The 21,637-nt window shown below is 48.5% G+C and carries 13 protein-coding genes; 1 reads left to right on the top strand and 12 read right to left on the bottom strand.

Going from position 1 to position 21,637, the window contains the following annotated elements; genetic code table 11:
- Positions 1–9 precede the first annotated feature (9 nt).
- From BUB37_RS01515 to BUB37_RS01460, 12 genes are all read right to left on the bottom strand, one after another.
- Complete coding sequence (locus tag BUB37_RS01515; protein ID WP_072987346.1) at positions 10–3,000, bottom strand: SusC/RagA family TonB-linked outer membrane protein; 2,991 nt, start codon at positions 2,998–3,000, stop codon at positions 10–12.
- A 343-nt stretch (positions 3,001–3,343) separates the two neighbouring features.
- Positions 3,344–5,116 carry an alkaline phosphatase gene (locus BUB37_RS01510; RefSeq protein WP_072987343.1) on the bottom strand — a complete coding sequence of 591 codons (1,773 nt, stop codon included), beginning with the start codon at positions 5,114–5,116 and terminating at the stop codon, positions 3,344–3,346.
- Between the two features lie 284 nt (positions 5,117–5,400).
- Positions 5,401–6,786, bottom strand: a complete 1,386-nt coding sequence (locus BUB37_RS01505; RefSeq protein ID WP_072987340.1) for a GH1 family beta-glucosidase — start codon at positions 6,784–6,786, stop codon at positions 5,401–5,403.
- On the bottom strand, positions 6,787–7,800 hold the full coding sequence (locus BUB37_RS01500) for a glycosyltransferase family protein (protein WP_072987337.1): 1,014 nt from the start codon (positions 7,798–7,800) through the stop codon (positions 6,787–6,789). It abuts the gene before it with no gap.
- Positions 7,801–7,823: 23 nt separating this feature from the next.
- Positions 7,824–8,687 (bottom strand): UDP-2,3-diacylglucosamine diphosphatase, encoded by an 864-nt coding sequence (locus BUB37_RS01495; RefSeq protein ID WP_072987334.1) that lies wholly within the window; start codon positions 8,685–8,687, stop codon positions 7,824–7,826.
- A 380-nt stretch (positions 8,688–9,067) separates the two neighbouring features.
- Positions 9,068–10,150 (bottom strand): sulfatase-like hydrolase/transferase, encoded by a 1,083-nt coding sequence (locus BUB37_RS01490; RefSeq protein ID WP_072987331.1) that lies wholly within the window; start codon positions 10,148–10,150, stop codon positions 9,068–9,070.
- Positions 10,147–11,742 (bottom strand): fibronectin type III domain-containing protein, encoded by a 1,596-nt coding sequence (locus BUB37_RS01485; RefSeq protein WP_072987327.1) that lies wholly within the window; start codon positions 11,740–11,742, stop codon positions 10,147–10,149. The genes BUB37_RS01490 and BUB37_RS01485 overlap by 4 nt, the downstream gene beginning before the upstream one ends.
- A 17-nt stretch (positions 11,743–11,759) precedes the next feature.
- Positions 11,760–13,115, bottom strand: a complete 1,356-nt coding sequence (gene pbfA / locus BUB37_RS01480) for a (R)-1-hydroxy-2-aminoethylphosphonate ammonia-lyase (RefSeq protein ID WP_072987324.1) — start codon at positions 13,113–13,115, stop codon at positions 11,760–11,762.
- Positions 13,105–14,373 carry a ComEC/Rec2 family competence protein gene (locus BUB37_RS01475; protein ID WP_072987320.1) on the bottom strand — a complete coding sequence of 423 codons (1,269 nt, stop codon included), beginning with the start codon at positions 14,371–14,373 and terminating at the stop codon, positions 13,105–13,107. Before BUB37_RS01475 ends, pbfA begins: the two co-directional genes overlap by 11 nt.
- Positions 14,363–16,033, bottom strand: a complete 1,671-nt coding sequence (locus tag BUB37_RS01470; RefSeq protein WP_094766494.1) for an alkaline phosphatase family protein — start codon at positions 16,031–16,033, stop codon at positions 14,363–14,365. Before BUB37_RS01470 ends, BUB37_RS01475 begins: the two co-directional genes overlap by 11 nt.
- Positions 16,023–17,576 (bottom strand): SusD/RagB family nutrient-binding outer membrane lipoprotein, encoded by a 1,554-nt coding sequence (locus BUB37_RS01465; RefSeq protein ID WP_072987315.1) that lies wholly within the window; start codon positions 17,574–17,576, stop codon positions 16,023–16,025. The genes BUB37_RS01470 and BUB37_RS01465 overlap by 11 nt, the downstream gene beginning before the upstream one ends.
- Positions 17,577–17,604: 28 nt before the next feature.
- Positions 17,605–20,781: a SusC/RagA family TonB-linked outer membrane protein gene (locus BUB37_RS01460; protein ID WP_072987312.1), complete on the bottom strand. Its 3,177-nt coding sequence runs from the start codon at positions 20,779–20,781 to the stop codon at positions 17,605–17,607.
- 271 nt (positions 20,782–21,052) lie between these two features.
- Between BUB37_RS01460 and BUB37_RS01455 the strand changes: the two genes are divergently transcribed.
- Entirely contained in the window at positions 21,053–21,619 is a 567-nt protein-coding gene (locus BUB37_RS01455; RefSeq protein ID WP_072987309.1) for a helix-turn-helix domain-containing protein, read from the top strand.
- The last annotated feature ends 18 nt before the right edge of the window (positions 21,620–21,637 follow it).

Raw genomic sequence — 21,637 nt, 5'->3', positions numbered from 1 at the left:
ATTTTTTAATTAGAATGATACGTTTAAGCCAAACATGAATGTTCTGGCCGAAGGATAGCGATACCTATCGATACCGAAGGTTTGAATTTGGTCTATTTCGCTTCCGGTGTTTACTTCGGGATCATAGCCGGAGTAATCGGTGATGGTAAATAAATTTTGTCCGGTAAGGTTAAACCGGATGTTGCTCACCAAGTCTCCAAGGCCAATAACGGAAGGGTCGAGGGTATACCCCAAGCTTGCATTGTTCAACCTGAGAAAACTGCCGTCTTCCAAATAACGGGTAGACACATCGTTCGAGTTTGTGGCACTCTCATTAGGGTAGGCAACGGCGAATTCCGTCGTATTCAGGTTGTTGACCAGCTGCCCCTTGTTGAAAAGCGACATGGCCGTGTGGTTGTATATTTTGTTGCCCGAAACCCCATTGAAGTTGAAGCCCAGGTCAAAATTTTTGTAGTTAAGGTTCAGGTAGAAGGCGTACAACATGTCGGGCAGGGCACTGCCGGGTACGATACGGTCGTTGTCTAAAGACACGCCGTCTTCCACGACATCGCGGAATTGGTTGAGGCCGTCATCGCCGATCCCTACAAAATCTTTCATGTAAAAGGCACCAATGGCCTCCCCGTTGATATATCCATTGATGGTCGCGCCTGTTTGCCCCGAGCCCTGTGCTGCCCCTGAGGTAATGACGGAATAAATGGATCCTTCGACCACGTTGTCTATAAAGGAAACATTGCCCCCAATGTTATAGGTAAAGTCGTCACTAACGTTGCCCCTATAGTCCAAGGCAACCTCATACCCCTTGTTCTTTACTTTCATATCGGGAAAGTTGGTCCAATATTTCTCGGTAGGATTGATCGGGTCGGGAGTGGTAGCGTACAGAATGACATCGCTGGTTACCTTGTTGAAATAATCGAAGGTTCCAGTTAGGCTACCGTTCAACAGTGCAAAATCGAGCCCCAAATTCGCCTGTGTGACCACTTCCCACTTTAGGTCGGGGTTGGCCGTACGCACGGCAATGGTGCCATAAGGGTAATCGTCCAGCGTGGATTCGGTACCATCCAAGGGATAGGTGTCGTTATCGCTTTTGGAATCGTTGTAACTGGCATAGCTGGCTTTACTAGCTATACCGTTCTGGTTTCCGGTCTGGCCCCACGAGGCACGTAATTTCAAGTTGTCGAAGATGTTGTTGTTGGCCAAAAAATCTTCCTTGTAAATATTCCAACCCAGGGCTACCGATGGAAAATAGCCGTATTTGTTATTTGCGCCAAACCTAGAGGAGCCATCGGCACGCAAGGTTCCTGTCAATAAATATTTGTCGGCGTAGGAATAGTTTAGCCTTCCAAAATACGATTGCAGCTCGTCGATGGTGGCGGTAGACGCCAAGGTGGTGGCCGTAACCTCGGTACTGGATTGATCTTGGTAGCGGGGCTCTATACCGTTGTTGGCAAAGCCTCCTTGAAAGTTGATATTCTTTCTTTCGAACTTGGTTTCTTGGTATGAATGGCCTGCCAACAAGGTTATATTGTGCTTTTCGTAATCGAGTTTATAGGTAAGGGTGTTTTCTACCAAGTAATTGCTGTTCTCGGTAGCTATGGTGTTCAGGGTGCCCATAAAAAGTCCTTCGCCCAAGGTATAGGGCATGCTTTGTATATCCCTGTTGGTGATGGAATAATCGACCCCAAGGTTCACCTTATAGGTCAGTCCCTTTACGATTTCCAACGAAGGGGTAATGTTTGCCAAAATACGGTTGCTCCTGGCTTCGTCCAAATAGATTTCATTGCGTAACAAAGGGTTTAGGATCAGTCCGCTGGCACCTTCCAAAACGGCGATGTTGCCATTGGCGTCATAGGCCGGCGAAGTGGGGTTCAATTGGAGCATATCCACTATGGTAGAGCCAATATTGGGCCTTTCGTTTATGGTTTTGGAGGCCGTTAGGTTAAAATCCAGGTTTAGTTTACCGTCAAATGCCTTTTGGTTCAATTTTACGCGACCCGAGTACCTTTTTAGGTCGCTGTTATAGAAGATGCCCTGTTGGTCGGAAACCCCTCCGGACACGAAATAGGAGAACTTGTCGCTAACCCCGCCGCTCATCGATAAGTTAACGTTCTTTGTTATTCCGGTACGGGTCAGCTCGTCTTGCCAATCGGTATTGCCCCCTTGGTCGTCCAAGGTTCCTCCTGCGGCTACCACTTGCTGCCTGAAGTCATCGGCGCTGAACACGTCTATTTTTTTGGCGATCGAAGACATGGCGGTAGATATCGATAGGTCTATTTCCGATTTTCCGGCCTGCCCTTTTTTGGTGGTGATCATGATTACCCCGTTTGCCGCACGTGCACCGTAGATGGCCGTGGCAGAGGCATCCTTTAGTACATCCATCGATGCAATGTCTTGCGGGTTGATAAAGTTCAGGGGACTCGATCCCATACCTATATCATTATTGCTGATTACGAATCCGTCGATTACATACAGGGGCGCCGTACCCGACCTAAGGCTTCCTACACCACGTATAATGACATTTTGTGATGCCCCCGGCTCCCCGCTGACATTGGTGATGTTGACGCCGGATACTTTTCCTTGTAGCAATTGCCCCGGGTTGGCCACCACCCCTTGGTTAAAGTCTTCGCTTTTGACCGATGCGATGGAACCGGTTACATCCGATTTTCGTTGTGTACCATACCCTACTACGACCACGTCTTCAAGTTGGGTGGCATCTTCGCTTAGTTTTACGGTAATACTTGTTTGCCCATTAAGGGGAACCTCCAGGGTCGTAAAACCCAGATAGGATATCTCCAATACGGCATTGTTGTTCGAGACTTCAATGGTAAAATTTCCATCAAAATCCGTTGAGGTGCCATTTGAAGTTCCTTTTTCGAGAATGGTCGAACCCGCCAAGGGTACGTTCTGTTCATCGGTGACCGTACCGGTCACGATCGTTTGTGCCCAGGTTGCCGAAGCAAAAATAAGACTGCACAAGAGAAAGAGTAGTTTTGAGTATTTCATATAGTTGTATTGGTTTAGATTACGTATTGTTAAATAATTGCTGTTTAAGTTATGAAAATATTAACAAAGTCGTGTTTATGTAAAAATATGTAGCGAGATTGCCCTTTTAAAGGGACCAAATGTAGTTTGTGGGAAAAGTGGAAACGTTACCTAAACATCATACTTGCTTTAAAAAAAGCGCAAAAGACGGCTCGAATATTATTTTATCGTTAGGTGTCTTTTTGTAAAGCACTGGGGTTAAGTGTCCCAAGGTTTTGGCCCTGTTTTGCACCCAAATTTGTTTTGAAAACCGAAAGTTGCTTTATGGGAAGTCGGGAAACGGACCCGATACCGGATAGAGGTACTAGTTTTTTATGTCCATTGCCTCCATGATCTTATGAAAAACCTCATTGTTTTCGTAAACCCCTTGAAATAAGTCGGAACGGGGGCCGTAGGCGAAGATAGGTACCATGGTGGCCGTATGGTCATCGGTAGTAAAGTCTCCTTCTATTTCATTTTTCGCCAGATTACCCTGGGGAAGGGTAAGCCCCCCGGTTTCATGGTCGGCGGTAATTACGACCAAGGTGTTTTTGTGGGTATCGGCAAATTGCAGTGCCTTGGCAACGGCCTTGTCAAAGCCAATACCTTCTTTGATAACCCCGTCTATTTGGTTGCTATGGCCGTACGAATCGATTTTAGCCCCTTCGACCATCAAGAAAAAGGGTTGTTTTTTGTTGTTTAGATAGGCTAGGGCATTTTCGGTGGTAATTGCCAGTTCCTCCTTGTTCGGGTCATCGGTCTGTCCCATAAGGAACCCGATATGATCGGACTTGCTTTCTTGAAGTTCTTGGGGGGTGCCCAGCAAGGTGTATCGCGAGTTTTTTAGGGCCCCGGGTTGGTCGGTACTTGCAATCAGCGATACCTTGCTTTTTTCAAGGTCTTTGCGTATGGGACCGGAAAGGGAGCGGTCTTTTTGATGGGCGTAGAAGGAAGACGGGGTGGCACCTGAAATTTCGTCGGTAGTGATGATGGCCGATACATAGCCTTTTTTCGAAAGAAGTTCTGTCATGTTCTCCGCGTTTTTCCCGTCCATGGTCATGCCAATCGCCCTATTGGGTGCTTTCTTTCCGGTCGCCAATGCCGTTCCGGCCGCTGCCGAATCTGTGGTGAAATCATCCGCTGACTGCGTTTTAAGAAAGCCGATGCTCTTTAACTGTGTCAGCGTCGTTTCGCCCTTGTTGGCCAATACCGTGGCCGAAATTTGGGTAAGCCCATTGCCATCTCCGATCATCAGGATAAGGTTCTCTACGGGTTTTTTCTTTTTGTCCGGTTCAAAGGTGGGCCTATATACTTCTGAAAAGACGGTGTTTCGGTACTCGCGGGCAGGCAGTTTCGACAAATAGGCCTTGCATTCGAAGGGCATATCGGTGTTGATGTAGTCGACCCCTAAATGGGCAAGGGCCTTCCAAGCGGTTTTTGAATCGGGGGTGGCCCAAAAGCGGAAAGGCTTCCCCAGGGCATGCGCTTTTCCAATGGTCGCCTTTACCTTTTCGAGGTCTTCGGCCGTTAACCTGCCCTTTCCGTTCCAAGCTGAAACACCTTTAAAACTGAGGCTTACAAGTGCAATTTTGTTAAGTACTTCGGGGTCTTCAACGGGGTCCAAGCTTTGATAATCAAAAAGAATATAGGAAGGATATTTCGTATAGTCGGAAGGCTTGGGCCGGTTTCCCGAAATTACGATGGAAATATGCGGGTTGCCAATAATCGAAGGGTATTTCTTTAAGGTGTTGACCAAGGTGTCCAAAGTTGAATACGCCTCTGATTTGATATCGACCAGTAGCTGAAACGGCTGGTCGAAGCCCAGATCAAGCGCTATGCTTTTTTGAATGGGTTCGAGATACAGGCTTTCAAAATCGCGGGTCTTGCTTATTTCGGCCCGGGTATGCGCCACGAACAGGGAACCATCCTCTAAAAACAGGTCGGCCTCGACCGAGTTTGCCCCGGCCCCAAAGGCTTTCCAGAACGGGACACTCTGTAGGTAATCGTTATGCGAGTGTACTTTATAACCCGATAGGTTTTGGGCAAGGAGCAATTGAAAACAAAACAAAACGGAAACGAAAAGCACTGATTTTTTCATGCGGTGGTTTTTGTGTAGGCTGTAAGTTAAAAACAATAGATCGAATCAAAAAACCGGTGACGAAATCGACACCGGTTTCATAAACTAACTCAAACTTTGCTAACTCAAATTATGATGGGACAAAAGTCGGGACAAATAGTTGTCCAAACATTAACTAAAGGTCATTGAAACATTATTAAAATTAAAATGGCCGATACCGATATTTGTTGCGTAAAAGGAGTTTTGTTGTCGGGCGAACAATTGCCAAGGCCGATGGAGGCATTGGTTGGTTCGTCCAATCGTTCTTATGGGGTGCCTGCTGCCTTGGTCGGGGCCAAAAACCGGGCATACCACTTCCCCGAGGCCTTTAAGGTTCTCTTCTGGGTCGCAAAGTCGACATGGACCAGGCCAAATCTTGGGTAGTAGCCCTCGGCCCATTCGAAGTTATCGGTAAAGGTCCATACAAAATAGCCGGCAACATTGTGGCCTTCCCTTTTGGCCTTGAGAACTTGCTGTAGATATTCCTGCAAAAAGCGCGTGCGTTCGCTATCGACCACCTCTCCCTGGTCGATGTGGTCTTCAAAGGCAGCCCCGTTCTCGGTAACGATGACCTTTTTTACGCCCTTGTACGAGGCAAATTTTAGAATCATGTTATAGATACTTGGGGGGTACACCTCCCAATCCATTAAGGTGGTCCGTACCTTTCTCCGTGTCGCCTTTACGATTTTGGCACGCAAATAGGGTACGGTAAAACTGTGCTTTACGACCTCTCGCGTGTAGTTTTGGATGCCGATAAAGTCAAAATCGAAAGTACAGGTTTCGATATCTCCGGGATGCACGTATTTTTCGATGCGCTTTAGCACCGGGGCGCTTTCGGTGGGGTAGCCCATGCCCAGGCTCGGTTCGATAAACAGTCGGTTGAGAAGGGCATCGGCCACGGCGGCGGCTTTTAGGTCTTTTCGTCTTTGGGACAGGGGAGTGATCTGGGAGCACGAAAAGGTAGTGCCGACGTGCGCATTCGGGACCAGCGTGCGAAGCACCCTGCCGCCGATGGCTTGGCACATGGCCGCATGGTGTGCGGCGGGCAGAAAGTTTTTCAGCCCCTTCCGCCCCGGGGCGTGCACCCCTAAAAAGTAGCCCGCTCCGGTAAATACCATTGGCTCGTTGAGCACCATCCAGTTCCTTACCCGGTCGCCAAAGTGTTTGGCGCAGACAGCCGCATAGTTTTCGAACCACTCCAGTATGTTCCTGTTGGCCCATCCGCCTTGATTTTCCAATGATTGGGGAAGGTCCCAGTGGTATAGGGTTACCCAGGGCGTTATACCACATTCGAGGCAGAAGTCTATTACGCGGTCGTAAAATTCCAGTCCTTTGGGGTTTACGCGTCCGGTGCCATGGGGCAAAATTCGGGTCCAAGCCAATGAAAACCTAAAGTTTTTGATGTTCATCGATTTCATAAGAAGAATATCTTCGCGGTATCGATTGTAGAAATCACAGGCCTGTTTGCCGTGGTGCCCTTGGTATACCTTCCCCTTTAAGGAGACAAATTCGTCCCAAATGGAAGGCCCCTTGTCGTCTTCGGAATAGCCTCCTTCGGTTTGGTAGGCCGCCGTAGAGACGCCCCAGACAAAATCTTTTGAAAAATCGAGGGCTTTAAGGTCGATATGGCCAGGTCGGACTTCCCTTGCCATCTATAGGAGCTCCCTTACTTGGTCGATGCCCGCTTCTTGTAGCACGCGGTCAATGATCTGCTCGGTAATGTCGGGATAGTGGATGTCCAATCGTTTTTCGCTTTCGATCCAGTCCTTTATCTTGTCCAAATGCTTCATTTTTAACGATTTGACTACCGGTACGCCCATTTCCTTGAGGGCCGCGGCATTGCATTGTTGCTCGTACTGGCCCTTCATGGGGATGACCATCAGTTTTTTCTGCATGTGAAGGGCCTCTGCCGGGGTTTCAAAACCGGCACCGCATAACACCCCCTTGCTGTTGGCCATGCTTTGGATAAAAGCGTCGTTGTCGATGGGCCTTATACTGATGTTTTTCCAGAAAAATTGGGTTTGGTTGTGTTTTGAAAATACTTCCCACTGGCAATTTTTTATACCCGAAAGCACACGCAGGATTTTTTCATCACTGTAGGAAGGTAGGTACACCGTATAGTGCTGGCCATTGGTTCGGGTAGTGCCCCTGATCTCTTGACGGATAATCGGGGTGTAGATCCTATCGTCATATGGTTTAAAATGAAAACCGTATTGAACCGAGGTAGGGGCGTATTTGGTCAGTATCAATTTGCCCAAAGGGTCGTTTTTTTTGGGTTTCGGTGCCATGGGCGACAAGACCGCCGCTTGATGGCTCAACGCAACACAGGGCACTTGGCGCAATTTGCAGGCCCATGCCGAGACCGGCTCGAAATCGTTGATCACAAGGTCGTAGTTTTGTACCGGAATACTTCTTATCTCCTTTTGAAGTCGCGCCGAATTGGTGCGTACATAGGTACGCCACATATCTACCCCTCCTTTTTTTCCAAAAATAAAGCTCCATCCTTTCAACTGATATTTTATGGGATAGGGCAGTTGAAGGTCGGCTTGGGTTCCACTGACCAACAGGTCAAGCTCAATGTTCTTTTTTTGAAGGACGGGGATTACGTCTTTAGCGCGACTTAGATGACCATTGCCCGTTCCTTGTATGGCGTACAGCACTTTCATTTCAAAGCAATTTTGGGGTTCTTTTATTTTGGGGTCTTCGAGGCCGACATGTTGTTGAACTCGGCCAGAAGACTTGCAAAAAGCGCTTTTTGTTCGAGCACCTCCATCGAATCGTTGGCTTCGGAATCGTTATGGGGCAAATGGGAATCTTCTTCGAAAAGGTAGAGCTTCCATTGGCCTTTGTGGTACTCGAGGGCGGAAAGGTTCTCTATCCAGTCTCCCGAGTTTAGGTATTTGACGGAACCCTTGTCGGTTCGTATGGTCTTTATTTCAGGTTGGTGAATATGGCCACAGATGACGTAATCGAACTCGTTTTCTATGGCGATATCGGCCGCCGTATGTTCGAAATTGTTGATGAACTTTACCGCCGATTTTACACTGTTCTTTATTTTTTTGGACATGGATACCGGTCCGCGCCCCCATTTTTTATACAGGAAATTTACGGCCCTGTTGAGTATGATCAAGGTATCGTAGCCAATGGCGCCCAGTTTGGCCAACCACTTTGAATGTTGCATGGTTACGTCGAAAACATCGCCATGGAAAATCCAGGCCTTTTTTCCGTGAACGTGGAGTACGAGTTTGTTCACGATGCTGAACGAGCCCAGTTGAAAACCAACGAATTTCCGCAACATTTCGTCATGGTTTCCTGTTATGTAATGTACTTTTACCCCCTTGGCTATCCATTCCATGATAATTTTGATCACCTTCATATGGGTTTTGGGCCAGTACCTCTTGCTAAACTGCCAGATGTCTATAATATCGCCATTGAGCACCACCTGTTTGGGTTTAATGGACTTTAAATATTTAGTCAGTTCTTTGGCATGGCAGCCGTATGTGCCCAAGTGCACATCGGAAATGACCACAATGTCAACGGGTCTTTTTTTCATGTGGCGGAATGCGGTCTAGGGGTTTTTATTTTTTTGAATTTTAGGGGCGAAAAGTAGCTTCTTAGTCTCGAAATGAAGAAGTTGACCAACAGGGTGGAAATGCAAACTGCGATTGGTTTCATATTTGGAAAACACGATGTTCCAAATTTTGCAAAACGAATTTAACTTAGCGGTAAACTATTGATTAATATAAAGTTAGTTAATCATTATCTTATTGTCTTGAAAGGGGGCAAATAGGGCATATGCCCAAAGAAAAGCCGATGCATGGCACCGGCTTCGCGATTTAAATTACATAAACTCAAAAATCTTTGGCCTCGGGTTCGGTGCGAATCCGGATCTTACCGAACAAAAATATTGGGCAAACCGAGCTGGGGCGGAGCCTATTGCATGTTGATGTTCAGGGGTTGGCCCTTAAGTTTTGTGGTGTCTACCGGCAGGTCGAGTGCCTTTAGTATGGTAGGGGCGATCTGGTTGCTGAACAATTGTTCCCTTTGTTTGGCCTCGCCCGTGGGGGCGACCCCTTTTCCAAAACATACCAGCCATACGCTACCTGCTCCCTCGATTTCGTCGCCGTGGCTTTTCCAGGTTTCCAAGGGATTTGTACCTCGGCCGTGATCGGTGGTGATAATGAACAGGGTATTGCCTTTGTAAAAGGGATCTTGTTGGGTATAGGTCCAAAGTTCCTTGATCATCGCGTCGGTGTTGTGCGCCGATTTTAGGTAGGCGTCGTATTCGCCGTCATGGGCAAAGTCGTCGGTTTCACCATAGGCGATGTATACCAATCGGGGGTGGGCTTTTTTCATATGCTCCAAGGCATAGTGGTGGGTAAAGGCATCTAGGCGCACCGTGCCCCAAGGACTGGGTATTTTGGGCTGGAGCTCGTTTAAGAACCTTTCCCTTTCAGTCAGGTCTTTGCCCTGGGCTATTTCGAAGCCTGCGTTTACGGGTACGCCTGAGCGACCCTCGTTGATGATGTAGGGAAAAACGTCCCAACTGCCAAAGGCGGCCACCTTGCCCTTGTACCTTGCGTCGCTGTTGGCCGTTTCCAAAATCGTGGTGTTCGGGTTATCGATTTTCTTGTTGCTGTCGATTCTTGCGTCGTCGGGACTTCCGGTCAGAATTTCGTTGTAGCCCGGGTAGGAGAACCACATTTTATTGGTCAGGTCTACTTGGCTTCCGAGGGAACGGTTTCCGTGCAATTGGCCGATTTTCGAGACTTCCTTCCACAGAAAGGGCATGAGGGTTTCGCGCCGCTCCTTGGCGGTCGCCCTCCAAAATTTTTCCTTCAGTTCCGTCGTATCATGGACAAATTCGGGGTGGGCCACCAACAAGGGGTCGGCCCCCGAAAAGAGCTCCTGCCATCGAAGTCCGTCCAAAGTGATCAAAACGACCTTGGTATCCTCTTGGGCCGTAGATAGGTTAAGGGTGAGGGCCAGGAATAGGGGCACTAGTATCTTTTTCATTTTGATGCGGTTTTAAAGGTTTGGGGCTCCGACCAATCGCTCCAGTTCAGGTTCTGGTCGCGATAGCGAACCCTCCAATAATAGGTGGTGTTGGGCGAAAGTCGCCGGGTAGGCTCATCGGTAAGGTCGTCGTCCTTTTGTCGGTTTTCGAGGTAGTACCAGTTTTCCGATTGCTTCCAGCTGTCGAGAACCAATTTTGAAAACTGCTTATCGGTCGATACCTGCCAATTCGATGCGGCGTGATAGGCCCCTTCGTGGGGACTGCTAAATTCCCTTGCCTTTAACATGGTACCGGTTACGGGTACGCTTTCTCCTTCCATCGACATGGCAACGGGCCTATCGGGTTTGCGGCTTTTGGCATAGATCGTAATTTCGTCGGTTTTTTCGTTGTCCCGAAACACCTTGGCGTTGCCCCTACTTATTCGCTTTAATGTAAATTTGGGTTGGTCGGGCGAAGCGTCGACCTCGGCCATCACAAAACCGTATTCGTCTTGGGTCACGGTAAATTCGTCGTAATCCCGGCCTTCAAACTCGCCCCAATTGTCGATGGCGCCACCAGCACTGGCCACGTTTACCCAAAGGTGCTTGTGGTCTTTTGATTGTCCGCGCGAGTAGCCGTGGGTATGACCGAAGAAGTGAAGGCTGGGCTTGCCCGTTTTGGTGGTGAACTCTTCCAACATTTTGACCACCTTTCCGGTAGATTCTTCCTCGCCGGGTATCCAGAGTTCCGATTTATGCGGATGGTGAAGTTGGGCGAAGACAAAATCGATGTCCTCGTTTTTTTCGGCATCGTCGAGCACCTGTTTCAACCAAGTGTACTGCGAGTCGATATCGCGATAGCCATCGTTCGAGTTAAGGCCAATGATACGGGTGTTGCCGTAGTCTTTGTACCACCAGTGTTCGGCATAGGCCGGGGTACCGTTTTGGGGAAGGCTGAAGTACTTAAAGTAAAAGGTCGAGTTTCGCTCGTGGTTTCCCAAGACCGGATAGACGGGTACCTCGGCGAACAATTTTTCGGCCGGGTTGAAAAAGTGGTTTTTCCATTGGTCGTACTTGGCCCCATCGGAGACCAGGTCTCCCGGTACCATCACCAGGGCCAGATTATCGGGCACCTTATCGCCGTATTCCTTTTTCAGGTAGGGAAGAATACCTTCGTTCACTATTTCACGGAATTTGTCAGGATGCTGGCCGTCGATCTGCATGTCGCTCATGGCCAGCATGTTGAAGGATCGGTCGTCGCTTCCGAACGGAGGGGTCTTGAATTGGTGGATGTCGGAAACCGCCTTGCCGGTGCGTACCCGGTAGTAGTACGTGGTAAATCGTTTCAGGCCCTCGATCTTTACTTCGTGAATACGCGATTCACTGAAATTGACATCGAAGGAAATGCCCTTTGACCTTTTTCCCAATTTGGGGCTTGTTCCCCATTCGACGATGCTTTCCTCACCGGACGAGGTCTCCCATAATACTTTGATGGAGTTTGGGGTGGCATCCTGCAAATAGGGTTGGATTAAAATTTCAGGTTGTTTTCCTTGTGCTTGAATTCCTAGGTGTACCGCTAGGAATACAAAAAGGGTTAGACCTTTGGTTTTCATTTTTGGTGGGTTTTGGTTTACAATTGGTTTATGGCGTTTTCTATTATCGTCAATGCTCGGTGCAATTCGTTTCGGGTGACGGTCAAGGCAGGGGCCAGTTGAAGCACGTTTCCGGCCGATACCTTAAAGCTAAGTCCTTCCCTTAGGCAGTGGTACATTACCTTTTCGGCCTCGAGAATGGCTTTCTCTTTGCTGCGTCGGTCCTTTACGAGCTCTAGGCCCCATAGGAGCCCGGCACCTCGGACGTCGCCGATAATGTCGTACCTGTCTTGAAGCCTGCCCAGCTCCGCTTTCATAAATTGGGCATCTTCAATTGATTTTTCCACTAATTTTTCTTCCTCGATAATTTCAATGGTGGTAAGGGCGGCAAGTGCGCCCATCGGGCTCTTTTCGTGCGTATAGTGGCCCAGTGAAATATCGCCGAAACGGTTGTAGGCGTCCCGGGTGACCATGGCCGCTTGCGGAAAGATGCCTCCTCCGAGGCCCTTTCCCAGACAAAGAATATCGGGTTCGATATCGAAGTGTTCGAAGGCGAACATTTTTCCGGTTCTTCCGAGGGCGATCGGTATCTCATCGAGGATCAACAGCACCCCGTACTTATCGCATAGGGCCCGGGCCTCTTGCCAGAAATTTTTCGAGGGAATTTGAACATCGGTGTTTCTAATGGTCTCTGCCAGAAATGCACCGATGTCCCCCTCCTTGGCGAAAACATACTCGAGGTGTTCAAGGCACTTGCCTTCGTCGCCCTCGAATATACCGCGGTACGAAACGGGAGGCGGAATGCGCTCCACCCCCGGCATGAGCGGCCCCATGTACTCCCTGAAAACGGCTTCGCCCCCGACGCTTATGGCATCTAAGGAGGCCCCGTGAAAGGAGTCCCAAAAAGAAACCACCTTAAATTTTCCGGTTACCGCCCTTGCCAGTTTAAGGGCAATACCAATGGCAGAACTGCCATTTGGGGTCATTAAGGTTCGGTTGAGGTCGGAGGGGAGCAATGAGGCCAGTTTTTCGGCAAACTGAATGGCATTTTCATTGGTATACCTTCGGGTAGAGAAGGTGAGCGACTGCAGTTGCCCGGTGAGTCTTTCAACCAGTTTGGGGTGTGAAAACCCGATTTGATGTACGTTGTTGCCGTGAAAGTCGAGGTACTTCTTTCCCGACAGGCTTTCGATAGAGGGGCCTTCGCAATCTTTTAGCACGTCCAAACAAGGGGTAGAAAGCGATTGGTGCAGAAAAAAACGGGCATCCTTTTCCAAGAGCTCCCGGGAGGCGGGGGGCACTTCTTCGTTTAGCCACTTGTCCCTGGCGGGCGAAAAGTTGATGTCGCCCTCGGTACGTTTGTTCAGGCCTATTTTTTGAGATCTATCGTGCATTGTACGGTCCGTAATTGGCAATTATTTCCCTGTCGGGGCTCTTATCGTCCAAGATAAAGATTTTATAGCTCTTTCCACCCCTTAAAACGCGAACGACGATGTGGCCGTTCTGACTTTTATACTCGTCCAACCGTTCGCCGATGACCTCTTTTAGGGGTTGGAGCATTACCGTTGAAAAAATATCCCGATTTCCGGGGTATAGTTCCTTGGAGGTGATCCTACGCAAGACTTCCTCGCCCGGATGGTCGGAAGACCAGTTTTGCTGGATCCAGACCCTGGGCCGTAGGGTACGGACATATTCGATGTTCTGCGAGTCGCGATTGCCGTGATGGTTCAGGGTGGCCACATCCACGGGGCCTACAACCGGGGCGACATGCGACTCTACCGAATTGGGGTCGGAGTTGCCAAAAGGGCCGATGCCGCTTATGTCCCCACCCGTAAAGTAGTCAAAGTCGCCGTATGAGATTTTGATGCAGGTGCTCAGGGGGTTCTCGCCTGGATATTCCCCGGGAGAAAAGAGCGAATAGGTTCGATCTTTTTCACCTGACCAAATGGAACCGTTTACCGCAATGTTCCTTATGCTGAAGCCGGGAAAATCTTCGGGCTCCTTTTTCAACCGTATTTGATTTCGCCTTCCTGCAAGCAGTCTCTCGTGTACCATACCGTTGGTTTTTGAATGGTAGTCGATAAATTTCCAATAATTGGTCAAGGTCGCAATCATTCCATACTTGTCATTTTTTGCGAGTTTTTCCTGTATGATGGGGTCTTTCAAATCAATGGGAAACGAGCTTCCCCGGTCTATAACGGTTTTGATCGGGAGGTAGTGGCCCACTTCGACCAATCCGGTTAATGCATAGTTGCCCGGTAGAACGGTTTTTCGTACCGAATCCATTTCGCCGAAATGGTCGTCGTGGTAATGGGTGATCATTGCATAGTCTAAATGGGCCTTTTCTCTTTTTGGGTGAAATTGCCAGATGTAGTCAACAAGCCATTCCATAGCCGTTTTTGAACGGTCGGGAACCAATTTGGCGTTACGTGCCGAAAGGGTTCTCTTACGGGTTTCCGACATATCGCCGGCATCGATCAAAAGGGTCGTTCCGTCCGGTAAAATGGCAAATGCGGCATCGCCCCGACCGGTATTGATATGGTGAATGTCGAGCATTCCCTTTTCCCATGAAGGCAACTGTCGCCCGTTTTGGGCCCATAGGATACACGCTTGAAAGAGCAAGCTTAAAAGTAAGGACGACCTAATTGCCATTGACTTGGTTTTTTAGCATCGAACTTGGCAATATTTGCTTTGTCAACGTGGTCGACTCCATAAAAACATCCAGCCAGCCATCTCCCTCCCCATTGAACCAGAGTACCTCAAGTTGATGTAGTCCGGGGTCTAACTTTACCTGCCCGCCGATTTCCTTTACGGCGTGGTCACCATCATTATCGACCACGGGCTTACCATCTATGAATAGCTTACTGCCGTCATCTGACCGGGTATAGAGTTTGTAGGTGCCTTCCTTCTTGATTTCAAGCAGGGAGGTGAATCGAACGGCCGTATTTGCCTTGATCCGGTCTCTTATTTCGTCAGAGGTGATCTCGAAACAATGACCGGTGATGTTCGCTTTCTTATTGTTCAATTCAGGAATAAATTTTAAGCCGTTCAAATAAAAAATTTCATATCGTACCGGTTTTGGTGCGTTTACGGCCTTGACCCTAAAGTAAGCCTCGCCCACTTGGCTTCTGATTTTGCCGTTTTTAAAAATAGCGCTTTTTACTACGGTATTTTCAGTTAAATGAAACGGTTTTTGATAGAGGTTGGATGCTCCGGTCGGAAAGTGGCCGTCAAGGGTATAGCGAATTTCGCCTTCTTCGTTGGGGTTCTCCATCCTTACCTCGCATTTGTCGTTGAACAGACCACCGGCCTTTCTGTAACCTTCGGCACTGGGATAAATGGTCGGGGCCTTTAACTGGATTAAGGTAGGATACCCGTCGTGGTATTCAAACCCGTTAAAAACAGACTTGACAGGTTTGCCGATCCAGGCGTGGGGCGGTTTAATTCCCAGGGCGAAGGCAACCGTTGCGGCATTGTCGTACTGATATACCGGATGCGCAATGGTATAGCCCTTTTTGACCGAAGGCCCCCAAACGATAAATGGTATCTCGGCTTCCTGAAGTGATTCGCCCCCGTGTCCCGTGCCGAGGCCGCCGTGGTCGGCACTGATGATAACGAGGGTCTTCCCGGAAATATCGGCCGCTTCAATGGCCGTGAAAATTTCTTTTAGAAGGCTGTCCGCCTTTTCCACCGACTCGTAATACCGGGGTGTGCCATGGCCGTATTCATGACCTGCGTGATCCACATGGTCAAAATGGATAAAGGTGAGCATGGCCCTCTTGGATCGGATGTAATCGCTGGCGACCTTGGCCGTTTCGTCTTCGCTTTCGGGGTTAACGTCATAGTCTACCGCGCTTTTCTCGAACAAGCGGCCAAACCCGCCCCAATGGTAAATGGCTCCTATCGCGGCCTTTGGAAATTTCTGGTCGACCAACTTAAAAATAGTAGGAAAAAGAAAGTCTTCACTCTGGGTTACGGCAGGCAGGGTAAAGTTATCGCGTTGCCAGGCATTCGACGTGATCCCGTGTTGTTCGGGGCCGGCCCCCATGATCATAGAGGCCCAATTCGTGCTTGAACTGGTGGGCAATACAGCCCTTGCGTGCATGGTCGATGCCCCTTCGGCTATGATTTTGTCAAAGGTAGGGGTTCTGGCATGTTGGAGCCCGTCAGGGCTTAGTCCGTCAAAACCTATCACGACCACATGTTCTATTTCCTCCGTTGGAACCTTTTGGGCACTGATACAGATTGACCATAGCATTAAAAATGCTATGGCCATAGTTGCAAACTTGATCGAAGTTGGTCTAGTCAACATCCCACCAAAGTTTTGTATTGATATTATCGGGTCCCATCTGTTGTACGGCCGCCTCGTAATTGGCGTTGTTGGTAGACTTTACGGAGTTCGGATATTGAAAACGTACGGGCACCATCATATCATTTGCGGAATCGGGACCAGGAACCACCTCGGGCATTCCGGTCCTGCGCCAATCGGACCACCCTTCAAATCCGGTATAGAATAGGGAAATCCATTTTTGCAGGGCTATTTTTGCCAATTTATCATCGGTAGTTCCGGCGTAGGCCACTTTTTCTTGGGCAAGGTAGGCATCAAGATCGGTTTCTTGCATGGCAGTGGCAATTTCCGACCACCCTCCGGCCATTACGCGCTGGGTGTAGTATTCAAAGGAGGCCTTGATGCCATTTTCGTAGTAGGTTGCGGCATCGCCCACAGTTATCCAACCTTTTTCCCTTGCTTCGGCAAGAATGAACTGAAGTTCGGAATAACCCATGATTATGGTCTGTGAGGCCGTAGCCGACGCTTGTTCGGGGTCGCAGGCCCTGCAAGCCAACAATATCCCCAATCTTGAAATATAATTTGATCCCGATTCCTCGGGGTTGCCACTGGGGCTGTACCCAAGGGCCGCCTCATCGTCCAAACCGTTGGGCATCCCGACATAATCGTCAAAATTGTCGGAGTAGATCCCCTTGCCGGAATCGGTGGTGGGCTGCGCAAAAACCACCAAGCGGGTATCGTTCAATTCCTTTAGTCTTCTTTCCAAGGTTTGGCTCAAACGAACCTCGTCAAAACTTCCCGACCTTGTGTCGTATTTGGGCTGGGGGTTAAGGGCGTTCCACTGAACGAAGGCCATGTCGTCGTTACTTTCGAAGATCGGATATTTGGAGGGGTCGCCGATAATTTGTTGCATGCCCGCAACCGCTTTGGCATTGGCCACGTTGCTTATGCGCATTAAAAGGCGTAATCGTAAAGAGTTTGCGAATTTTTGCCATTTTTGGATATCGCCATCATAAAAGATATCACCTGAAATATTGCTTTGCCCGGCCAAAATGGTATTCGCGGTCTCAAGGTCGGTGAGCATTCCATCGTAGATGTCTTCCTGTCTGTCAAAAACCGGGGTAATGTTTCCGTCACTGATGCCCTGTGTGGCTTCGGAGTAGGGCACATCGCCATAGGCATCGGTCAGGTAGGAATAGATCCACGATTTCATTATGAGACCGACCCCATAGTAGTTCTGTGCCTCGGGCACTTCTTTGGTGTCCCTGAGGATGTTCTCTACATCCCTGAGCGATGCGTAGGCATCGTCATAGGGGTCGCCCGAGGGAGACCAGTTGTATGTGTCGCCACTGGTAAATTGCAATCGGGCACCGTATTGAACCACGGTAAAACCCTCTTCCCAACCTTGATCGCCCCAATTGTAGGCCATTTCCCTTTGCACCCCGGGCAGCAGTAGTTCGGGTTGCGCCGATGCGGGATAGTTGGGATTGATGTTTAACTCTTCAAAATCTTCTGTACAGCTTACGGCCATCATCAAGGAGGCGAGTACTAATACGATATTTTTCATAGTGCTTTAATTATTTTGGTATACTACTTTAGAAGCTTAATTGTAGGTTGAACGTAAACGAACGGGTGCTTGGGTAAGACATGTTCTCTATACCGGGTTGCAGCGTTCCGCCGGAAACACCTACCGTTTCAGGGTCGAAATGTGGGTTGTCCGTCCATAGCAACAGGTTTCGGCCCGTTAGGGAGAGACGCAAGGAGGAAAGGGACAACCTGTCGGTTATTTTCCGGGGGAAGGAATAGCCTAAGGTCGCTTCCCTCAACTTGGTATAGGAGGCATCGTATTTTGCGGCTTCGACATTGTCCCTTTCGTAATATCGGTTGTTGTAGGTACGCGCGTCGACATTGATGGTGTTTTCAACGTAGACAGGGTTTTCATCGCTACCCGTATTGATGACACCCTCGGCAACGATACCTGTTTCCCTCCCTTCCAAGGTTTCCTTTAACTGCCCCGAAGTGCTGCCAATGGTCTTTGTCCTGGAGACCACGATACCGCCCTGCCTGGTATCGACCAAAAACCCAAGGTCGATATTTTTGTACTTAAAGGAGTTCTGTATGCCCAGCGTAAAATCTGGGGCATAATCGCCCTGGTAGACCAAATCGTCGGTGCGGACCGGTATACCTTGATTGTTGACTATCATTTGACCGAAATACGGACTGTCTTCATCGGTTACCCTTTGAAAGCCCCTTCCGTAAATCGCACTGATCGAGCCGCCTTCCCTGGCTTGAATGTAAGCTCCGTTGGCCTCCGTTAAGGTAAAGTCTACACCGCCCAAGTCCTTAACCTCACTTTTATTGGTCGCGAAATTGAATGTGGTGCTCCATTTGAAGTTATCGTTTACTATGGGAATAAAATTGGCGATGGCCTCAAAGCCGTAATTACGTACCTCTCCGGCGTTGATCAACTGGCTGGAATAGCCACTGGCTATATCGGTGCTGATATTGATTATCTGGTTTCTGGTAGAGCTGTCGTAATAGGTCAGGTCAAAGTTGGCCCTGTTCTGGAAGAGGCGTAGATCCAATCCGAACTCATACGATCCGGTAATTTCGGGTTTTAGGTCGGCGTTGGGAATCAAGGCCGACTCCGTCAAAATGGGCGTTGAGTCGTCAAAGGAGGTTTCGTTCTGGTAAAAGCTTCTCAAGCGATAGGGGTCGGTATCGTTGCCCACTTCGGCATAGGCGGCCCTTAACTTGAGGAAGGTCAGCCAATCCGGGCTTTCGAACGTATCGCTAATCACGGCGCTTAAAGTGGCCGAGGGATAGAAATAGGAATTGTTGTCAGAGGGCAGGGTGCTAGACCAGTCGTTTCTACCGGTGACGTCTAAAAACAACAAGTTGTCGTAGGCAAAACGCGCATAGCCGTAAAGGCTGTTTATTCGCTTGGAGTAGTTGTCCGAATTAATTTGCACCGCTTGCCTACTGTTGTTGAACGAATATACCCCAGGGTTGATGAGCTGTGGGGCCACACTTTTTTTGAAATCCTGTCTTTGGCGCAGTTGGTTGCCCCCGACGGAGAGGTTAACGTTCCATTTTTCATCGAAGGTATTGTCGTAGGTCAATAAAAAATCGGTATTGCTCTCCTCAAAGAACACATCGTCTTCCTGATAGGTTCCAAAGGGGAATCGCTGGGTGCTAAAGGCCCTTTTCCTGATCCTGAAGTCGCGGTAGAAATCCCGGCCGCTCCTTAACAGGAAACTGAAGTTATCGTTAATGTCATAGGTTAAGCTTACATTGCCGAACACACGATCCTTGTCTTGGGCATTTGTGTTTTCGTACATGGTAAAGTAAGGGTTGTCGTGATAATTGTAATTGTAGTTGAACTGTTGGATGCCCTCTAGGCCAGGTTGCCAGTAATCCCTCAGGTTTTTGGTGTTCAGCTGTCTTCCGTACCAGATAAATAGGTACATGATACTTTCTGTGCCGTAACCGACGGCAGGCCTGTTGTCGCTATCGGTTTTCACGTAGTTCAAATTCGCGTTTACCTTTAATTTGTCGCTCAGGTTGAGGCTTCCGGTGAAGCTTAAACTATTTCGTTTTAAATCGGTATTGGGCAAAGTGCCTTCTTGGTCGAGGTTTTGGTAAGATAGGCGCATATTTCCCATTTCACCCGATTTGGAAAAGGCAATGCTATTGGTCTTGGTTATACCGGTCTCGAAAAAGTCCTTTGTGTTGTCGGGGTTCGAGACCCAGGGCGTAGGAGTAATGGGAGCGTCGCTGACAAAGGTGTCGCCCCCCCTTGTGCCGTCAGCCCTGGGCGAATCGAATTGGGGGATCATAAGTCCGGTATCCAAACGGGGCCCCCAACTTTCATCGACCCCATCGGCGATACCCGATCCGCTTCCATCGACAAATTCGAATTGCTGGTTGTTTCCTTGGCCATACTCGTTCTGCCAGTCGGGCAACATTAGGATGTTTTCTATGGTCACCCCTGAATTGATGGTAATCCCGAGCTTTGAACTTTGCAATTTCCCTTTTTTCGTGGTTATGATGATTGCCCCGTTGGCTGCACGTGACCCGTATAGGGCTGCGGCGGCAGGACCTTTTAATACGTTCATCGATTCGATGTCCTGGGGATTGATTTCCGAAGCACCGTTTCCGTAGTCAACACTTTGGGTACCTGAGCCACTTGATCCCACAATTTCATTGCTAATGGGCGTTCCGTCGATGATAAAGAGGGGAGAGTTGCCATTGATGTTCAAGGAGGCATCGCCGCGAATGGAGACCCTTGCCGATCCGCCCAGACCTGTTGGACTATTGGTTACCTGAAGGCCGGCCACCTTGCCCGAAATACTGTTGAGCAAATTGGGTTCCCTGGCCTGGGTAACCTCGTCAGTACCGAGCTCCTGGGAGGCGTAACCCAATGATTTTTTCTGGCGTTCGATACCTAGGGCGGTTACCACAACCTCATCCAATTGTTGCGAGTCGGGTTGTAGGGTAATGATGCCCGTAGTTTTTCCTGTGGTATCAAATTCCGACGGAAGATAGCCAATATATGACACTAAAAGTACTTCGTTGCCGGTGGGGAGGGTAATCTCGAAGTTACCGTCGAAATCGGTGGCTACACCTGTTGCGCTTCCTTTGATAACTACCGAAGCACCGGGTAGTGGAACATTGCTCTCGTCAAGAACCGAACCTTGAAAGGTGGTTTGTGAACGAGCGACAATACTTGCCAGAACAGCAAAGATTGTCAGAAGTAGTGGTTTTTTCATTTTATTTTCGTATTTGTAAACTATTGGTTATTTCTGAAAGGCAAATATCTAGGCTTAAGGTTAGGTAAAATGCTGATTAGTATTAAATAATTGAAACTTTTTGCGAGGGGGTGTTATGTAAAAGTTATGAATTATTTGTTTACAAATAGTCAAAAATTGATGTTTTTATGGTTTTAGCTCATATCGAAGGTGCTTTATGTGTTTTTAATATTTGCCCTGTGCCATTTCTATTAATTTGATTAAGTGTTATGTTTGCACTTTGAGCTTTTATATGGAAGATTATCTTATAGGAATAGGAAAGCGAATCAAGGAAATTCGAAAGGAAGGAGGGAAAACCATAAATGAAATTGCCGGCCGGGCAGGGGTTACCGGAGGATTGATATCAAGGATTGAAAATGGGCGAACCATACCGTCGTTGCCTGTTCTGCTTAAAATAATAAGTTCATTGGAAATCGAGGTGACCGATTTTTTTAACGGTATGCCCTTGGTCAACGGAGCCAATTTTATCGTATCGCGCAAAGAAGACCATACGGCTATTGAAAAGGAGGCCGAGGCGGTGGGGTTCTCATACACCTATATCTTTGGCCGGCAATTGACGTCTTTGGGTTTTGAAACGGTGTTGCTCGAAGTGGCCCCCAACTCCCAAAGGGAAAAGGTTACTACCGATGCCTTCGAGTTTAAATATATCTTGTCGGGCGAATGTTATTACCGTATTGGCGATGATGAGGTATTGCTAAGGGAAGGGGATTCCATATTTTTTGATGGGCGAATTCCCCATGTGCCCGTAAACAGGGCTTCGGTCGCCTCGAAAATGTTGGTCATGTATTTCTTTATATAAGAAAAGGGGCTCAAAAAG

This window comes from Pseudozobellia thermophila (genome assembly GCF_900141855.1).
Classification (GTDB): Bacteria; Bacteroidota; Bacteroidia; order Flavobacteriales; family Flavobacteriaceae; genus Pseudozobellia; species Pseudozobellia thermophila.
Note: the sequence above shows the minus strand (reverse complement) of the source record. Positions and strands in the feature narration are given on the sequence as shown.